Genomic DNA, 18175 nt, shown 5'->3' with positions numbered 1-18175 from the left:
CTTTTTTTACTGCATCGAAGCGTTCGCTTCAGGCGGCGGGGCGCTCCGGCAGCCGGATGTCCGACAGCTCCCAGCGCGGCGTCACGCCGTAGCCGTAGTCGCGCTTGGCCAGCTCCGGCGCGGCTTGCAGCCGCATGGCGCCAGCGAAGGCGATCATGGCGCCGTTGTCCGTGCAGAAGGCCAGGTCCGGATAGTAGACCTCGATCTTCTTCTGCGCGCCAAGCTGGTTCAGCCGCTCGCGCAGCTGCCGGTTGGCGCCCACGCCGCCGGCCACCACCAGGCGCCGGTGCCCGGTCTGCTTGAGGGCGGCCATCGACTTGGCGGCCAGCACGTCGACGATGGCATCGACAAAGGAGCGTGCCAGGTTGGCCCGGTCCTGCTCGCACACATTGCCCAGCTTGCGGGTTTGCGTGAGCACGGCGGTTTTCAGGCCGGCGAAGGAGAAATCGAGGGTGCCCGAATGCAGCATCGGACGCGGCAGGGCGTACGTGCCGGGCACGCCGAACTCGGCCAGCCGCGAGACTTCGGGGCCGCCCGGGTAGCTCAGGCCGAGCAGCTTGGCGGTCTTGTCGAACGCTTCGCCGGCGGCATCGTCCAGGGTCTCGCCCAGCAAGGCGTAATCGCCGATGCCGCGCACTTCCATCAGCTGCGTGTGCCCGCCCGAAACCAGCAAGGCAACGAACGGGAATGGCGGCGGATTGGGTGTCAGCAGCGGCGACAGCAGGTGGCCTTCGAGATGGTGCACGCCCAGCATCGGCACGTTCAGTGCGAAGCCCAGGGCGTTGGCCACCGATGCACCCACCAGCAGCGCGCCGGCCAGGCCAGGGCCTTGGGTGAAGGCAATCGCATCGATGTCGGCGCGGGTGCGGCCGGCTTCGTCGAGCACCTGCTGCAACAGCGGCAGCACGCGGCGGATATGGTCGCGCGAGGCGAGCTCAGGCACGACGCCGCCGTAGTCGCGGTGCATGGCGATCTGCGAATGCAGGGCGTGGGCGAGCAGGCCGGATTGCGTGTCGTAGAGCGCGAGGCCGGTTTCGTCGCAGGAGGATTCGATGCCGAGGACAAGCATGGGGCAGGCAAGGCCGGCATCAGCGAGGCCGGCAAATCAAGGGGTTGGAGCGGCCTGACGACCATCGGGCCGGCAGCCGGGCATGAGGCCAGCAGGGTAGCACAGCGGCGCTGGCCATGCTTTTCGCTACAATCGCCGCTTCTTCCGCAGGCACTAATCAGGCATTCATTGGGCAAGACAGACATGGGCAGCAAGCAGACCACAGAGACCGGCCGGGCCGGCGCGCGCGCAGGGCGCTTCGACGTGGCGGTGCTTGGCGCCGGGGCCGCCGGCATGATGTGCGCCGCTGTGGCGGGGCAGGGTGGCGCCAGCGTGGTGCTGATCGACCACGCCACCAAGGTGGCGGAGAAAATCCGCATCTCCGGTGGCGGGCGCTGCAATTTCACCAACCTGCAGGCGGGGCCGGCCAATTTCTTGTCGGCTAATCCGCACTTTTGTCGTTCCGCGCTGGCCCGCTACACGCCGCAGGATTTCCTCGCGCTGATGCGCAAGCATGAGATCGACTGGCACGAGAAGCACCGCGGCCAACTCTTCTGCAACGACAGCGCCGAGCAGGTGATCGAGATGCTGCGTGCCGAATGCGGCGCGGGCAACGTGCACTGGCGCACCGGCTGCGGCGTGGAGGAGGTCAGGCGCGAGGGCGACGATTTCCTGCTGATGACGGCAAGCGGGCCGGTGCGTGCCGGCGCGCTGGTGGTGGCCACGGGCGGCCTGTCCATCCCGAAGATCGGCGCCACCGACATCGGCTACCGCATCGCCCGCCAGTTTGGGCTGGGCGTTGTCGAGACGCGCCCGGCGCTGGTGCCGCTGACGTTCGACGGGCAGGGCTGGGCGCCGTTCGTGCCGCTGGCCGGCGTGTCGATGGAGGTAGATATTGCGACGGGTAACGGCAAGACGGCCGGCGCTTTCCGCGAGGACTTGCTGTGGACCCATCGCGGCCTGTCCGGCCCGGCCGTGCTGCAGATTTCCAGCTTCTGGCGCCCTGGCACGCCGATCACCATCGACCTGTTCGACGGCAACGACGCCAGTGAATGGCTGCTCGAGCAAAAGGGTGGCAGCCGCAAGCACCTGGCCAACCTGCTCGCCGAGCGCCTGCCGGCGCGTCTGGCCGACGCCTGGTGCGCGGCAGCGGGCCTGAACGGCGCGCAGCCGCTGCACGATATGCCGGACAAGGCACTGCGCCGGCTGGGCGCGGCGCTCAACAGCTGGCAACTGGTGCCGGCAGGCACCGAGGGCTACCGCAAGGCCGAGGTCACGCTTGGCGGCGTGGACACGCGCGCGCTGTCGTCGGCGACCATGATGGCGCGCACCGTGCCCAACCTGTATTTCATCGGCGAGGTGGTCGACGTCACCGGGTGGCTGGGCGGGTACAACTTCCAGTGGGCGTGGGCATCCGGCGTGGCCGCCGGGCAGGCCGTGGCAGAGAGCGCAAGGGCCATGGCGGCGGGGACAGCCTGAGTGTCGTAAGCAGCATGGCGGCAAAAAAACCGCCATACGGGCTTGACAGCGGTTGTGCTACACTTGTAGCTTTCGTAAAACCGCTAACAGCTGCTACTTATTTCAGCAAAATGACCACGATCCACCTTAAAGAAAACGAGCCGTTTGAAGTTGCCATGCGTCGTTTCAAGCGCACCATCGAGAAAAACGGCTTGCTGACTGAATTGCGGGCTCGCGAGTTTTACGAAAAGCCGACGGCTGAGCGCAAGCGCAAGAAGGCCGCGGCCGAAAAGCGCCACTACAAGCGCATCCGCAGCCTGATGCTGCCGAAGAAGATGTACTGAGCGTACCCTTCGCGTTCCGCATCAAAACCCGCTGTGGGCAAGGCTCCGGCGGGTTTTTGCATTGGCGGCCCGACGGCCGGCGTTGCGCCTGCCGGCACCATCCCGGCACCATCCCGCCCAAACTTTCCTGGAATAATGCGATGTCCCTCAAAGCCCGTGTAACCGAAGACATGAAGGCCGCCATGCGTGCCCGCGAGACCGAGCGCCTCGGCACCATCCGCTTGCTGCTGGCTGCCATCAAGCAACGGGAAGTGGACGAGCGCATCGAGCTCGACGACACCGCCGTGCAGGCCGTGATCGAAAAGCTGATCAAGCAGCGCAAGGACTCCATCTCCCAGTTCACCCAGGCCGGCCGCACCGACCTGGCCGACAAGGAGAGCGCGGAAATCGAAGTGCTCAAGGTCTACATGCCGGCGGCCCTGTCGGATGCGGAAGTGGCCGCCGAAGTGCAGGCCGCGGTCACGGAAACCGGCGCCACCGGCCCGCAGGACATGGGCAAGGTCATGGCCGTGCTCAAGGCCAAACTGGCCGGCCGTGCCGACATGACCGCCGTCTCCGGTCTGGTCAAGGCCGCGCTGGCGGCGCGTTGAGCGGGGCGGGCCGCCAGCTGGCACCTGGCGGCCGGAGGCCGCGGAGTACGGCTAAAGGCACTTTTTGCCCGGCACCCCTCGCCGGCGCTGGCTGCAATCCGTTGCGTCTGCACTACAATGTAGTGTTAAGAGGCCGGAAAGCGCAGTGCCGGTCACGCACTTCATGAACCAGATATCGCCGCTGCCCGGTACCACGGGCAGTTCGGCCATAGGACGACAAGCCGGGTGATTCCGCAATCCTTCATTCAGGACCTGCTCAACCGTGTCGACATAGTCGATGTGGTGGGCAAGTACGTGCAGTTGAAGAAGGGCGGCGCCAACTTCATGGGGCTCTGCCCCTTTCACAACGAGAAGTCGCCGTCGTTCACGGTCTCGCCGACCAAGCAGTTCTATCACTGCTTTGGTTGCGCAGCGCATGGCTCGGCCATCGGCTTCCTGATGGAATACTCGGGGCAATCCTACCCCGATGCTGTGCGCGAGTTGGCGCAATCGGTCGGCCTGTCCGTGCCCGAGGAGCGCGACCGGCTGCCGCCGGCCCAGCGCGCCGAAGTGCAGGCGCGCTCGCTGGCGCTGTCCGATGCCATGACCCGCGCGACCGAGTTCTACCGCAAGCAATTGCGCAGCGCGCCGCAGGCGATCCAGTACCTCAAGAGCCGCGGCCTGACCGGCGAGATCGCGGCGCAGTTTGGCCTGGGCTATGCCCCGGACGACTGGCAGGGGCTGGAGTCGGTGTTCGGCAATTATCGCGACGATGCGATCGCCGGGCCGCTGGTGGAAGCCGGCCTGATGATCGAAAGCGCCGAGAAGCGCGACGCCGACGGCAAGCCGCGGCGCTACGATCGCTTCCGGGACCGCATCATGTTTCCCATCCGCAGCACCAAGGGCCAGGTGATCGGCTTTGGCGGGCGGGTGATGGGGCAGGGCGAGCCCAAGTACCTGAATTCGCCGGAAACGCCCCTGTTCAGCAAAGGCACCGAGCTATATGGCCTGTTCGAGGCCCGCCATGCGATCCGGGAAACCGGCTATGTTTTGGTGGTCGAAGGTTATATGGACGTGGTGGCCCTGGCTCAGCTGGGCTTTGCCAACGCCGTGGCCACGCTGGGCACGGCCTGCACGGCAGTGCATGTGCAAAAGCTGTTGCGCCAGACCGATGCCGTGGTGTTCTCGTTTGACGGCGATGCGGCCGGGCGCCGCGCGGCGCGCCGGGCCCTGGAGGCCTGCCTGCCGTACGTGGCGGACAACAAGACCATCCGCTTCCTGTTCCTGCCCGCCGAGCACGACCCGGACAGCTATGTGCGCGAGCAGGGCACCGACGCGTTTGCCGCGCAGGTGCGCGATGCCATGCCGCTGTCGCGCTTCCTGCTGCAGGTAGTGTCGGAGGGGCAGGAGCTGCGCCAGGCCGAGGGGCGCGCCCGCGCCCAGTACGAGGCCAAGCCGCTGCTGCAGTCCATGCCTGCAGGCGGCCTGCGGTTGCAGATCGTGCGCGAGCTTGCCGATGCCACCGGCACCACGCCGGCCGAAATCGAAGCCGTCTGCGGGCTGGCGAGCGACCCGGCACGGGTCGGACGCTTTGCCCAGCCGCGGCCGCGCACCAAGCGCCAGGCCCCCACCGGGCTGGAGCAGCGGGTGCTGCAGTTGCTGATGCGCTACCCGCAGCTGTCGAGCCGGCTCGACGCCGATAGCCGGGCACTGCTGCTCGAAGACGAGCAGGCCGACGCCGAAGTGCTGGCGCACCTGGTGTCCGCGTGCGACGAGTTGCAGGGCGAGGTGAACTTCGCGGCCTTTAGCGAGCATCTCGCACAGTCGCCGTACGCCGAGGTCTACGCCAATGTGCGCGCCGCGGTACTGCGTGAAGAGATCGATGAGGAACCTGCCGAGCAGGAGTTCGATACCGCCATCGCCAAGCTGCTGGCGGGGCCGTTGCGCCGCGAGCTCGACATGCTCCAGCAGTCGGTGATCATGGGCACTGCGGATGAGCAAGGCAAGAGCCGCATGCGATGGCTGGTCAGCGAGATCAATCGCCGGCGGCAGTTGGGTTGAATTGGGTTGAATCGGGTTGACCGTCCGGTAGGTCGGGCAAGGTGGGTGGTGACAAATAAGTGAGGGCTTGGCGCGGCATGGCTACGCTTAAGCCTTGATTTTTCAGGTGAAAACCTCACCTGTTGGGAAGCCGGCTAATTGCTAGTGCTACAATAGCCGGTTTGGATAGCGAGATCTTTCTCTCCCCTTCTGGTGAAAGTGAGCGTGCCAATGGCAAAGGCCAAAGCAACCGAAAAGGTTTCCACTAAAACTCCCCAATCGGGGAGCGGCAAGGCGTCCGTGAAAACAACGGCGGCTGCGAAGACAGCCGCGTCAGTCAAGGCGCCAGCCCAGCCTGTGCCAGCTAAGACAGCTCGGAGCGCCAAGGCGCCCGCAGCGTCCACTTCCACCGGGATCCGCCCGTCCGAAAACCTGAAGCCCTCGACTTCGGCACACGAGAGCGGCGATAGCGCCAATACAAGCGGCAAGCACGCCGCATCTGTACCTGTGAAAGGCAAGAGTATTACCGTGGCGAAACAGCAGAATACCGAAGTCGAGAGCAAGAAAGCGGCAGCGACCAGCGCCAAGACCGGAGACGCCAAGCCAGGCGCCGCCGAGCCCGAGGCCACGCCGAATGCCACAACTTCCGCCCCCGTTGCATCCGAGCGTCCCGCCGCTCCGGCAGTCAAGCCGGAGCCGAAGAAGCGTGGCCGCAAGCCCAAGGCCGGAGCGCAGCACGACGACAGCACACCAGACGACGTGACTGAAGAGCTTTACGAAGACGAGATCCCCGCGGCGGCAACGCCGACTGCAGCGCCTAAGAGCGAAAAGCAAAAGGCTCGCGACCGCAAGGCCAAGGAAAAGGCTCTGCTGAAGGAGTTCGCCTCGACGCAGCAGGGTACCGAGGAAGAACTGGAAGTACGCCGCCAGAAGCTCAAGGCGCTGATCAAGCTCGGCAAGTCGCGCGGCTACCTGACGTACGCGGAGATCAACGATCACCTGCCGGACGACATGGTCGATTCGGAAACGATCGACACGCTGGTCGCCACGCTCAACGACATCGGCATCGCCGTCTACGAGCAGGCGCCGGACGCGGAAACGCTGCTGCTCAACGACAACGCACCGTCGGCCACCAGCGAGGAAGAAGCCGAGGAAGAGGCGGAGGCGGCACTTTCCACCGTTGACTCCGAATTCGGCCGCACCACCGACCCCGTGCGCATGTATATGCGCGAGATGGGCACGGTGGAGCTGCTGACGCGCGAAGGCGAAATCGAAATCGCCAAGCGCATCGAGGCCGGCCTGAAAGACATGGTGATGGCGATCTCCGCCTGCCCGGTCACGATCTCCGAGATCCTGGCCTTGGCCGAGCGCGTTGCCAGCGATGAAATCAAGATCGACGAGTTCGTCGACGGCCTGATCGACCCGAACGCCGCGGACGTGCCCGTGGCCCCGCCGGCTCCGGCCGTGGTGGCGGCTGCCGAGGAAGACGAGCCGGAATCTGACGGCGAAGAGTCCGACGAAGACGAGGATGACGATGCCGGCGGCCTGGCTGCCTCGGCACGCCAGCTCGAAGAACTGAAAGTGGCCGCGCTGGAAAAATTCCGCGTGATCGCCGAGCAGTTCGACAAGATGCGCCGCTCGTTCGAGAAGGAAGGCTACAAGTCCAAGTCCTACGTCAAGGCCCAGGAAGCCATCCTGAACGAGCTGATGAGCATCCGCTTCACCGCCCGCAACGTCGAACGCCTGTGCGACACGCTGCGTGGCCAGGTGGACGAAGTGCGCAAGCTCGAGCGCTCCATCCTGAAGATCGTGGTGGACAAGTGCGGCATGCCGCGTGCGGATTTCGTCGCCCGTTTCCCGGGCAATGAGACCAACCTCGAGTGGATCGACACGATTATCAAAGACGGCAAGCCGTACAGCACCATCGTCGAACGTAATGTGCCGGCCGTGCGCGAGCTGCAGCAAAAGCTGATCGACCTGCAGATGCGCGTGGTGCTGCCGCTCAAGGAGCTCAAGGAAGTCAACCGCAAGATGAGCGAGGGCGAGAAGCGCGCCCGCGAAGCCAAGCGCGAGATGACCGAGGCCAACCTGCGCCTGGTGATCTCGATCGCCAAGAAGTACACCAACCGCGGCCTGCAGTTCCTCGATCTGATCCAGGAAGGCAATATCGGCCTGATGAAGGCGGTGGACAAGTTCGAATACCGCCGCGGCTACAAGTTCTCGACCTACGCGACGTGGTGGATCCGCCAGGCCATCACCCGCTCGATCGCCGATCAGGCGCGCACCATCCGTATCCCGGTGCACATGATCGAAACGATCAACAAGATGAACCGCATCTCGCGCCAGATCCTGCAGGAAACCGGCAACGAGCCGGATCCGGCAACGCTGGCCGAGAAGATGGAGATGCCGGAAGACAAGATCCGCAAGATCATGAAGATCGCGAAGGAACCGATCTCCATGGAAACGCCGATCGGTGACGACGACGACTCCCATCTTGGCGACTTCATCGAAGACACCAACACGCTGGCCCCGGCCGAAGCGGCGCTGCACGGCTCCATGCGCGACGTCGTCAAGGATGTGCTGGATTCGCTCACGCCGCGCGAAGCCAAGGTGCTGCGCATGCGTTTCGGCATCGAAATGAGCACGGACCACACGCTGGAAGAAGTCGGCAAGCAGTTCGACGTCACACGCGAGCGGATCCGTCAAATAGAAGCCAAGGCATTGCGCAAGCTGCGTCACCCGAGCCGCTCGGATAAGCTAAAGAGTTTCCTTGAAGGCAGTTGATCGGTATCATGCCGGTCTGACTTTCCAGGGCCTCTAGCTCATGCCTGGTTAGAGCAGCGGACTCATAATCCGTTGGTGCCGTGTTCGACTCACGGGAGGCCCACCATAGTTGAAAAAGCCCCGCAGATTCCTGCGGGGCTTTTTCTTTGCCGCGTCGGACTTAATCTGAGCAGGCCGCCCTATTTGTCCATGCCGGCAGCGGGCGATTTTTTCTGGCTTGACGCCTTGCCAGCTGGCTTCTTGGTAGACGCTTTTGAGTCGGTGAGCGCCGAGGCCGTGTTCTGGTTGGCACCCTGGGTGTACGGGTCAAACTTGTCGTTGGCCTTTGCGGTGTCTGGCACGTAGCCGTCCTTGTTGGTAGCGCGTTCGGCATCGGGTACGTAGCCGTCTTTATTGGTCGTGCGTTGAGGGTCCGGCACATAGCCGTCCTTGTTGGTGCTACGCATGTTGTAGTCGTAGCGATCCGCTGGATTTGCGGGGCCTGCGGCGTAGACGGTAGCAGGCAGGAGAACTGCAATTGCCATTGCGATAGCGATCTTCATGGATGACTCCTTCCAATCAAAGTCGATGCAAAGCCGATGACCCTCGCGCGCTCAACTGGCGCAACGGTCCGCCTATTAGCGTAGCCGTCAGGCTTGCAGAATTCCAGTGATCATTTTGCTGCCCGCCTGTGGCTGAGCCCATGTCTGCAGTTCGCTACTTCAACCGCATCCAGTGGCAACGCGGCCGGCCGGGCCTGCCGCGTTTGCTGCGATTGCCGTGTCTTCCTCCGTTTCCTTGCCATCGCGCCGGAGGTACTATTCTGACCGGGCTCAGGCAAGGAGGGTGTATGCCGCAAGATTTCCACACCAGTCGCAAAGCGCATCGCATTGCCCTCGCCGGAGCATGCTTGTTGGTTTCTTGCGCCGTTGCCCAGGAGGCCGCGCCGCCTGAGCTCCAGCCCGCCGACGTCCATCGTACGATCGCGACCCTGCATGCGTCCGGCGTGCAGATCTATGTATGCAAGCGCGATCAGGGCAGTTCATTGGCGTGGGCGTTCAAATCCCCCGAAGCGGATCTGCGCGACGATTCCGGCAAGCTCATCGCCCGGCACTACGCCGGGCCGACCTGGGAGGCGCCGGACGGCAGCAAGATAACCGGCAAAGTACTGCGGCAGGCCGCAAATGCCAGGGCGCCCGACAGCATTGCGCTATTGCTGTTGCAGGCGACGAGTTCCGGAGGGGCGGGCTTGCTAGCGGGAGTGCATTACGTTCAGCGCTTGAACACGCAAGGCGGCATTGCGCCCGCTCAGGCCTGCACCGAGGAAGGACAGGAAAGCCGCGTGCCTTATCGCGCGGACTATGTATTTCTCGAATAGACGCGTCTCGTCGAGGCAGGCGCGTTCGTTCCGATGGCGTTGCCGTCCGCGCCGCTCGGGCGAGCCGCGCAGCACCAGGCCTTCAAAGCTTCTGCACCGCAGCCAGGTCGAATATCTTCGCCCAGCGCAACGCTTCCTTCCGGCTTGCCATCGGGATCTGCCAACTGTCTTGCGCCTGGTGTTCGAGACGTAAGGCAAGCATCCATGCGCTGCCGTTCTCCAGCGCGGTGGCACTCGCTATATCGGCAAAAATAAACTTCGCCTGCTGTCCGTCGACATCCAGTGCGCCACGCTTGCGCTCCGGATCCACGTGCATCGTCCCCCATGCGCCCTCCAGCGACAGGATGCGCTCGCCCTTGATCTTGACGCCGTGGATCGCGCGGTAGCGGCGGACCAGGCTTGCGACGAATGCCACGAGCAGCGCCGCGCAGAACAAGACGGCGGTGGTCCCGGCGATCGCGCCATAGGCTGCGGCCACCGTGGCGTACAGGCGGACCGCACCATAGATGAGGGCACCGATCAAGGCGAGGCCGGCGATGATGAATGGCACGTCTTTTCCCTTAAAGAAACCGTGGTGAATGGAGTGGCTTGCCGCTAAGGCGGCTATGGCCGCTGCGGCGTGACCGATGTGCCGAAGGTATTGCCCATGCGGTGGCTGGTCGCCGAGTAGTTGAACAGCCCCAGCGCGTTGGAGGGACGCTCCACGATAGCCTCGGACGCCAGCTTGCGCTCCGAGGGTGGCTGGCCGGGGGTGGGCTTGGGGCTTAGCTTCTGCGTCAGGCAAGGAAACGACGGGGCCCGCATGCCATTGACTTCGACCTCGACACAGCTCGCCGTGCCGTCCCCCGTTGGTGGGGATGCTTCCGCGGCGACTAGCGGGCAGGCCGCGCCAAGGCTACCTGCGGCAATCACTACAGCGTTCAGCCATCCGCGCATTTCGTGCTCCGTCTTCATTGATTGCCAACTACGCCATTGGCGACATGCCTGAAGTGTAGCGCTCCATTCCGAGTAGCGCGGCATGCAATTGCTCCGCGATATCGCCGCCGTTGAGGCGCATCGCCATGCCCCGCGCCGGCACATGAAGCTTTCGTGACAAACGACAGTCGGCGCGCGGGCCGTTCGTCTAACCAATCGTACGCGGCGCTGAAATGATGACCGCTCATCATGGCCTCATCGGATGCGATCGCTTACGACTTGCCTCTGGTCGAGGCGCCGGCGCAAGGGAACGACGGCAATTGTTTCGCAAGGGATTGAGCAAACACATGCATGACAAGAACAAGAACGATGCGTCCGCGCGCTGGAGGGCGCTATGTCTGGCGATGCTAGGACTAGGGACGCAGGGAACCGCGATGGCGCAGGCCCCCGCTGCCACCGAGGCGGCAACGCCGGGCGTGCAGGCCGATGCGCAACGGCGCGTCGACATCAACGAGTACATCGTGCGTGGGAACACGGTGCTGGATGCGCGCGCGATCGAGCGCGCGGTCACGCCTTACCTTGGGCCGAAGCGCACGCTGAAGGATATCGAGGGCGCGCGCGATGCGCTGCTGGCGGCCTACCAGGCAAAGGGATACCAGTCGGTCTACGTGGACCTGCCTGAGCAGCAGGCGGTTGGCGGCGTGGTCTTCCTGCAGGTGAGCGAGACCAAGGTGGGTCGTGTGCGTGTGGTGGGAGCGCAGTACAACTCGCCGGTAGAGGTGCGTGAGCAGGTGCCCGCGCTGGCGGAGGGCGCGGTGCCGGACTTCAACCAGGCGCAGACGGAGCTCACTGCCTTGAACCGGACCGCGAACCGGCAGGTGATGCCGCTGGTCAGGCAAGGCGCGCTGCCTGGCACCATGGACGTTGATCTCAAGGTCGAGGACAGCAGCCCGTGGCGGGCAAGCGTGGGCCTGAACAACGACTACAGCGCGGATACCAAGCAACTGCGGGCCACGGCTTCGCTGGGCCACGACAACCTCTGGCAACTGGGGCACAGCGCCTCGGTCAGTTTCTTTGGCGCCCCGCAGGACCTGAACCAGACCCAGGTGTGGTCCGGCTCGTATGTGGCGCCGCTGCGTGGCACTAACTGGGGCCTCGAGGCTTCCGGCTACAAATCGGACAGCAACGTCGCGACGCTAGGCGGCACCAATGTATTGGGCAAGGGCTATGCGGTTGGCGTGAAGGCCACCTACACCGTGCCGAACACCGGCGCATGGTGGCACGCGTTCAGCGCCGGCGTGGACTTCAAGGACAACGACGAGGTGACGCGCCTTGGCAGCGCCGGCGATACGGTGCCGCTCAAGTACGCGCCGATCACGCTTGGCTACTCGGGCTTCGGCCAGACGGAGCGCGGCACCTATGGCCTGAACCTCTCGCTGGTCGCGGGCACGCGCAGCTTCCTTGGCTACGGCAGCACCGCGCAGCAATTCGACTACAAGCGCTACAAGGCGTCGCCGAGCTTCATGGTGCTCAAAGGCGATACCAATGGCTCCTACACCTTCGCGGGCAACGCGCAGCTGGGCTGGCGCCTGGCGGCCCAGATCACGGATTCCCCGCTGGTCTCGAACGAGCAGATCGCGGCCGGCGGCATGAACTCGGTGCGCGGCTACCTGTCCGCCGAGACCACCGGAGACTATGGCGTGGTCGGGTCCGTGGAAATGCGCACGCCGCCGCTGGCCTTCTTCACTTCCGTGGTTGAAAACTGGCGTGCTTACCTGTTTGCCGATGCCGGCCAGGTCCGTCTGCGCGATCCGTTGCCCGAGCAGAAGAGCAACGTCTCGCTCGCCTCGGTGGGGGTGGGCACTACGTTCCGCCTCGGCCAGAAAGTCACCGGGCGCCTGGACCTGGGCTATCCGCTCAAGGACGGGCCACGCACGCAGCGTGGCGACCCGCGCGTGAACTTCAGCGTCACCGCCAGTTACTGAGCGCGTGCGGCGCGCCGCTTCCAACCTGAAACATCGACTCCCGACGAGCTAACCGAGAACCACTGTCATGCGACGCATCCTTTTGCTCGTGCTCACGCTGCTGAGCACACTCCTGCCGGACCTGGCCCATGCCTGGTGGCAGCCCGACTGGGCTTATCGCAAGCCGATCACGATCGACGCCGGCCCCAAGGCCGGCGCGATCGGCGGCGATGCCGGGCGTACCCCGGTGCTGCTGCGCCTGCATACCGGCAACTTCAGCTTTGAAGGCGTGAGCGAGACTGGCGCCGACCTGCGCTTTGTTGCCGCCGACGACAAGACCGTGCTTAACCACCAGATCGAACAGTTCGATCCGCTCTTGGGCATCGCGCTGATCTGGATCGACGTTCCGTCGGTCTCGGCGGCGGGCCCGCAGCAGCTGTGGATGTACTACGGCAACGCCAAGGCGCCGGCATCGGGCAACGGCCAACGGACCTTCGACCCTGACTACACGCTGGTCTACCACTTCGCCGAAGGCAGCGTACCGGCCCGCGACACCACGGCTTACGGCAACCACAGCCAGACCGCTGTGGTGAGCGTCGATGGCACGGTCATCGGCAAGGGCGCGCAGCTCGGCGCCGCCCCGCTGGTGCTGCCGTCGTCGCCGTCGCTGGCGCTGGCCGCGGGCGCGCCGTTCGGCTTTTCCGCCTGGGTACGCCCCGAGAAGCTCGGCCCGCAGCAAGTCGTCTATGCGCGCCGCGATGGCGCGGGCGAACTCGTCATCGGCATCGACCAGGGCGTGCCGTTCGTGCAGGTCAATGGCCAGCGCAGCAATCCCGGCCAGCCCGTGCAGGCGGGGCAGTGGTCGCACCTGGCAGTCAAGTCCGATGGCAAGAGCGTGTCGCTGTATGTCGGCGGACGTCCTGCCGCGTCGCTGGCAACCGCCTTGCCGGCGCTGAACACGCCGGCCACGCTCGGTGCCGACGCGGCGGCGGCCAACACGCCGGCCGCAGCGACCGCGCTGAGCCCGTTCACCGGTGCCATCGATGAAGTGCGCTTGTCCAAGGTGGCGCGCCCGGATGCGCTGATCCTCGCCGACGCCGTATCGCAAGGTGCCGAATCGCGCCTGGCCGTGTTCGGCGCGGACGAGCAGCAGGCCGGAAAGAGCCATTTCGGCTTCATCCTCGCCGCCATGCCGCTGGACGCCTGGATCGTGGTGGGCCTGCTCGGCATCATGATGGCGCTGTCGTGGGCCATCATGATCAGCAAGGGCCGCAGCTACGGCGCCACCTCGCGCGCCAACGCTGCCTTCATGGTGCATTTCCGCGAAGCGGCCGGCGCGCCGCTGGACCAGTTGGCCAAGAGCAACCGCGTACCCGAGGCCGTCAAGGCGGATTCGTCGCTGTGGCGCTTGTATGAAATGGCGGTCGAGGAACTGCACCGCCGCCATCAGATGGGCTACGACCTCAACGCGGTCTCCGACGCGACCATCAGCGCGATCCGCGCGGCCATGGATGGCGTGATGGTGCGCGAGAGCGAGCGCATGGCCAAGCGCATGAACTGGCTGTCGACCACCATCGAAGGCGCGCCATATGTGGGCCTGTTCGGCACCGTGATCGGGATCATGCTGGTGTTTGTCGTGGCGGCCATGGCCGGCGCGGTGGATATCAACTCGGTGGCGCCGGGCATGGCCGCGGCCTTGCTGTGTACCGCCGCCGGGCTGGGCGTCGCGATTCCCGCGCTGTTCGGCTACAACTGGCTCGCCTCGCGCTCGGATTCGATCGGCGCCGACATGGCGGTGTTCGTGGACGAGTTCGCCACGCGCCTGGCCGAAGAGCAGGGCGAGGGACGTCGCGTCCCCGCTGCCCTGCACCGGGCTTAAGGGGAGCGCGCGGCCATGGCATACGCAGCCAAGTTCGGCACCAAGAAGCGCACGGGCGGCATCAACATCACGCCCTTCGTCGACGTGCTGCTGGTGGTGCTGGTGATTTTCATCCTGACCAGCAATGCCAGCATCCCGGGCATCAAGGTGGACCTGCCCAAGGCGAGTTCGTCGGTCGCGCTGGAGAAGCCCAAGACCAAGGCCATCACGATCGACAACGCGGGCCAGGTCTTCCTCGACGCCTATCCGGTGACGCTGCCGGAGCTGGAGGAGCGCTTGCGCACGGAGAAGGCGCTCACGCCGGATTTCCCCGTGATCGTGCGGGGCGACGCCGCCGTGCAGTACGCGAAGGTGGTGGAGGTGCTGGACCTGCTCAGGCGCATCGACCTGAACCAGATCGGCCTCGTCACCGGCAAGCCGGCGTGAGGAGAGTCGGGTGAAACATCGTGATCCAACTCTTCCGCCCCGGCAGCGTGCCATCGCCTTGTGGCGCCGCTGGGGCGGGCTGATCATCGGCGCGCTGGTCATCATCGGGCTGGCCGTGCTGGTCTGGCGCTTGCTGTCCGACACCGCCAGCACCAAGCGCGAGGTGGCGGCCACGCCGATGCTGGTGCTGCCACCGCCACCGCCGCCGCCTCCCGAGCCCGAGAAGCCGCCCGAACCGGTGCCGGAGAAGGTCAAGCCGGAAGTGGTCGAGCCCGAGCCCAAGCCGGCGGACCCGCAGGAAGCGCCGAAGGACGACGCACCCCCAAGCCCGTCGAAGGATCTCGGCGACCCGGTCACGATCGACGGCGCGGCGCAAGCCGGCACGGATGCATTTGGCATCCAGGCCGGGCGCGGCGGCGGCATGACCGGCGGTGGCGGCGGGCTGGGCAGCAGGTCCTATTCGAGCTACGTCTCGGGTGCCTTGCAGCAGGCCTTTGCGCGCGACCAGCGCACCCGGCAGCTGGCGTTCGAGGACATCCGCATCGAGCTGTGGCTGGACGCCGACGGCCGCGCCACGCGTGCGCAACTGGTGCGCAGCACCGGCAACGCGCAGACCGATGGAGCCGTGCTGGCCATGGTGCGCGATTTCCGGGCCGACGAACGGCCGCCGGCATCGCTGCGCTTTCCGATGCGCATGTCGATCAAGGGGCGCCGGCCGTGACGTGGCCAGCAGGCCGCCGCCGCAAGTCTCACCGCATGCCCAACCTATTCCACCTCATTCTCGTGAACGAACCGATGAACCATCCAGCACACTCCCGCCGCCATGCGGAGCCGGCCCGCAAGACCCACGCGCTGGCCGCCGCCATGGCGATCGCGCTGCTCGGCGCAAGCGGCGCGGGCTACGCGCAAGGCGCGGCACCCGCCGATAGCACCATGGTCAAGCTGATCCGTGGCCTGATGCAAAGCGGTGCCCTGAAAAAAGATGCCGGTGAAGCCTTGCTTGCCCAAGCCCAGACCGAAGCCATGGCGCAGCAGCAGGCGCAGCGCGTGGCGTCGGCAGCGCCGGCCGCCGCTGCCGGCGGGTTGCGCGTGGAGCCGGGCGACGTGCGCGTGCCCTATATTTCCGACACTGTGCGCGACCAGATTCGCGACGAGGTCAAGGGGCAGGTCATGGCCCAGGCCCAGGCCGAAGGCTGGGCGGCACCGAACGAAACGCCGGAGTGGACCAAGCGTATCCGCATCGAAGGGGACGTGCGCGTGCGCGACGAGTCGCGCTTCTACTCCAGCAACAACAGCGATATCGCCATCGACTGGGCGGCCATCAACCAGGGCAGCGGCTTTGACGTCAACCCGAACACCAATCTCTCGCTGCCGCCGCTGGTCAACACGCGGCAGAACCGCGTGAGCCTGCTGCGTGCCCGCGCCAGGTTCGGCGTGCTGGCCGATATTTCCGACAGCACGCATGCGGGCATCCGCATTGCCACCGGCAACGACGACAGCCCGGTGTCCACCAACCAGACCCTGGGCGGCGGCCTGGCCAAGAAGAACGTGTGGCTCGATCAGGGCTGGCTGTCGTACAAGCCGGCGGAATGGGTCAACCTCACGGCCGGGCGCTTCGGCAACCCGTTCGTGTCGTCCGACCTGCTGTTCTCGAACGACCTGAACTTCGACGGCCTGGCCGCGCAGTTCGACAAGGCGTTGCCCAACCGGGACGTCGCGCTGTTCGGCACACTCGGCCTGGTGCCGCTCGAGTATTCCTCCGACAGCTTCCCCAGCCGCAGCCAGAACAAGGCGAGCAGCGAGAAGAAATGGCTGCTGGGTGCGCAGATCGGCGCGAGCTGGAAGCTCAACAACGACAATCGCCTGCGCGGTGCGCTGGCGTACTACGACTTCCGCAACGTCAGCGGGCAGGTGTCGCAGCCTTGCGCGTTGTACGCCGGCGCCGACGGCTGCAGCACCGACTGGTCACGCCCGGCCTTCATGCAGAAGGGCAACACGCTGATGCTGTTGCGCAATATCGCGCTTAATCCGCTGGATCCGGCCGGCACGCCGCAGCCGCAATACGTGGGCCTGGCGTCCAAGTTCCAGCTGCTGGACCTGAACTTCCGCTGGGAAACCAAGGTGGCGGGCAGCCTCGGCCTGCGCATGGATGCGAACTACATCCGCAACCTGGCCTATGACGAGGGCGGCATGTTCTCGCGCGCAAACGGCGGCATCGTCAATAACTTCGGCGGCAGCGGCGGTACCAGCCGCGCGGACTTCAAGAGCGGCGGCAACGCCTATATGTTCCAGGCCACGCTGGGCAAGCCCGTGACGCTGGCCAAGGGCGACTGGAACATGCTGCTTGGCTACAAGCGCATCGAGCCGGATGCCATGCCGGACGGCTACAACGATTCGACCTTCCACCTGGGCGGCACCAACGCACGCGGCTACTACGTGGGCGGCTCGTACGCGCTCGACAAGAACACGTGGGTGACCGGCCGCTGGACGTCGACCAAGGAGGTCTATGGCCCGCCGCTGGCGATCGATATCTTGCAGGTCGAGATCAACACGCGCTTCTAGGAGGGATACCGTGTCATCCACATCACGCTTGCGCGGCGCCTGGCGTCCGCTGGCGCTCGCCGCCAGCTTCATGATGGCCGGCGCAGCGGCTCACGCCCAGCCGGCCCAGACCATGGAAGAGCGCCTGCGCGCCCAGTTGCGCATCACCACCACGCAGCTGCAACAGGCGCAGAACGAACTGGCCGCGCTCAAGGCCGGCGCGCCACATGCCGGCGCCGCGCCATCCGGCGCGGACGCCGACGCGAAGAAGGAACTGGAGCGTGCCCGCGCGCAACTCGCTGCCGAGCGCCAGGAGCGCGAGCGGCTGAGCGACAGGAACCAGCAGGCGCAACAGCAGGCACAGGCGGTTGCCGAGAAGGCCAGCACGCAGATTGCACAGTACCGCAACGCTTATGACGAACTGCTCAAGCTCGCACGCGCGGCCGAGGCGGACCGCCAGCGCCTGGCCCTGGAGGCCAAGACGCAGCACGCCACCTTGGCACAGTGCGAGGCCAAGAACGCGAAGCTCTACGCAGTGGGCCAGGAGATCCTGCGCGCCTACGAGACGGTGGACCTGGGTACGGTGATGATCGCGCGCCAGCCCTTCGCGGCGCAGAGCCGGGTGAAGTTCGAGCAGATCGCGCAGGAGTACGGCGACAAGCTGTACGAAGGGCGCTTCGTGGCCGGCGCTGCGGCAGCCGCCGACGCACCCGCGCAGGCGGCCGCCGAGGTCAAGGCTGCGGCGAGCACCACGAGCACCACGAGCACCGCAAGTGCCACAAGCACCACGAGCGCCACGGGCGCGGCAGAGGCGCCACGCCCATGACACGCAAAGCCAGCAACGGACCGT

The 18175-nt window shown here is 65.7% G+C and carries 16 protein-coding genes and 1 tRNA gene; 13 read left to right on the top strand and 4 right to left on the bottom strand.

Annotated features, from left to right (window positions below):
• Nucleotides 1-28 precede the first annotated feature (28 nt).
• Entirely contained in the window at nt 29-1069 is a 1041-nt protein-coding gene (tsaD, locus tag AC1Q7Q_RS20090) for a tRNA (adenosine(37)-N6)-threonylcarbamoyltransferase complex transferase subunit TsaD (protein WP_492374003.1), read from the bottom strand.
• Between the two features lie 183 nt (nt 1070-1252).
• Here tsaD and AC1Q7Q_RS20085 point away from each other — a divergent pair, with 183 nt between their 5' ends.
• From AC1Q7Q_RS20085 to AC1Q7Q_RS20060, 6 genes are all read left to right on the top strand, one after another.
• Nucleotides 1253-2527: a BaiN/RdsA family NAD(P)/FAD-dependent oxidoreductase gene (locus AC1Q7Q_RS20085; RefSeq protein ID WP_492374004.1), complete on the top strand. Its 1275-nt coding sequence runs from the start codon at nt 1253-1255 to the stop codon at nt 2525-2527.
• A 110-nt stretch (nt 2528-2637) separates the two neighbouring features.
• Nucleotides 2638-2850: a 30S ribosomal protein S21 gene (gene rpsU / locus AC1Q7Q_RS20080; RefSeq protein WP_043348281.1), complete on the top strand. Its 213-nt coding sequence runs from the start codon at nt 2638-2640 to the stop codon at nt 2848-2850.
• Nucleotides 2851-2990: 140 nt separating this feature from the next.
• Nucleotides 2991-3440 (top strand): GatB/YqeY domain-containing protein, encoded by a 450-nt coding sequence (locus AC1Q7Q_RS20075; RefSeq protein WP_492374005.1) that lies wholly within the window; start codon nt 2991-2993, stop codon nt 3438-3440.
• Nucleotides 3441-3665: 225 nt separating this feature from the next.
• The gene (gene dnaG, locus AC1Q7Q_RS20070; protein ID WP_150984193.1) at nt 3666-5480 is read left to right on the top strand and encodes a DNA primase; all 1815 of its coding nucleotides are present in this window, start codon (nt 3666-3668) and stop codon (nt 5478-5480) included.
• A gap of 486 nt (nt 5481-5966) precedes the next feature.
• On the top strand, nt 5967-8243 hold the full coding sequence (rpoD, locus tag AC1Q7Q_RS20065; RefSeq protein ID WP_492374006.1) for an RNA polymerase sigma factor RpoD: 2277 nt from the start codon (nt 5967-5969) through the stop codon (nt 8241-8243).
• Between the two features lie 27 nt (nt 8244-8270).
• Nucleotides 8271-8349: transfer RNA gene (locus tag AC1Q7Q_RS20060), tRNA-Ile, on the top strand.
• Nucleotides 8350-8422: 73 nt separating this feature from the next.
• Here AC1Q7Q_RS20060 and AC1Q7Q_RS20055 read toward each other — a convergent pair.
• Nucleotides 8423-8785 carry a hypothetical protein gene (locus AC1Q7Q_RS20055; RefSeq protein WP_492374007.1) on the bottom strand — a complete coding sequence of 121 codons (363 nt, stop codon included), beginning with the start codon at nt 8783-8785 and terminating at the stop codon, nt 8423-8425.
• 287 nt (nt 8786-9072) lie between these two features.
• Between AC1Q7Q_RS20055 and AC1Q7Q_RS20050 the strand changes: the two genes are divergently transcribed.
• Nucleotides 9073-9600, top strand: a complete 528-nt coding sequence (locus tag AC1Q7Q_RS20050; protein ID WP_492374008.1) for a DUF3455 domain-containing protein — start codon at nt 9073-9075, stop codon at nt 9598-9600.
• 82 nt (nt 9601-9682) lie between these two features.
• Here the strand turns inward: AC1Q7Q_RS20050 and AC1Q7Q_RS20045 are convergent, their stop codons facing one another.
• Both AC1Q7Q_RS20045 and AC1Q7Q_RS20040 read right to left on the bottom strand, forming a co-directional pair.
• Nucleotides 9683-10150 (bottom strand): hypothetical protein, encoded by a 468-nt coding sequence (locus AC1Q7Q_RS20045; RefSeq protein ID WP_492374009.1) that lies wholly within the window; start codon nt 10148-10150, stop codon nt 9683-9685.
• A gap of 53 nt (nt 10151-10203) precedes the next feature.
• Nucleotides 10204-10536: a hypothetical protein gene (locus AC1Q7Q_RS20040; protein WP_492374010.1), complete on the bottom strand. Its 333-nt coding sequence runs from the start codon at nt 10534-10536 to the stop codon at nt 10204-10206.
• 326 nt (nt 10537-10862) lie between these two features.
• On the opposite strand from AC1Q7Q_RS20040, the gene AC1Q7Q_RS20035 reads away from it, so the two are divergent.
• From AC1Q7Q_RS20035 to AC1Q7Q_RS20010, 6 genes are all read left to right on the top strand, one after another.
• Nucleotides 10863-12500, top strand: a complete 1638-nt coding sequence (locus AC1Q7Q_RS20035) for a ShlB/FhaC/HecB family hemolysin secretion/activation protein (protein ID WP_492374011.1) — start codon at nt 10863-10865, stop codon at nt 12498-12500.
• Nucleotides 12501-12567: 67 nt separating this feature from the next.
• Nucleotides 12568-14358, top strand: coding sequence for a DUF2341 domain-containing protein (locus AC1Q7Q_RS20030; protein WP_492374012.1), 1791 nt, complete (start codon nt 12568-12570; stop codon nt 14356-14358).
• Between the two features lie 15 nt (nt 14359-14373).
• Entirely contained in the window at nt 14374-14784 is a 411-nt protein-coding gene (locus AC1Q7Q_RS20025; RefSeq protein ID WP_006158977.1) for an ExbD/TolR family protein, read from the top strand.
• Between the two features lie 10 nt (nt 14785-14794).
• Nucleotides 14795-15505, top strand: coding sequence for an energy transducer TonB family protein (locus tag AC1Q7Q_RS20020; RefSeq protein ID WP_492374013.1), 711 nt, complete (start codon nt 14795-14797; stop codon nt 15503-15505).
• 74 nt (nt 15506-15579) lie between these two features.
• Nucleotides 15580-17346 (top strand): putative porin, encoded by a 1767-nt coding sequence (locus tag AC1Q7Q_RS20015; RefSeq protein WP_492374014.1) that lies wholly within the window; start codon nt 15580-15582, stop codon nt 17344-17346.
• A 10-nt stretch (nt 17347-17356) separates the two neighbouring features.
• Nucleotides 17357-18151, top strand: coding sequence for a hypothetical protein (locus tag AC1Q7Q_RS20010; protein ID WP_492374015.1), 795 nt, complete (start codon nt 17357-17359; stop codon nt 18149-18151).
• Nucleotides 18152-18175: the final 24 nt, after the last annotated feature.

Source organism: Cupriavidus sp. GW823-FHT07A04, assembly GCF_058794615.1.
The sequence above is the reverse complement of the archived record's forward strand: the minus strand, read 5'-3'. Positions and strand labels throughout refer to the sequence as shown.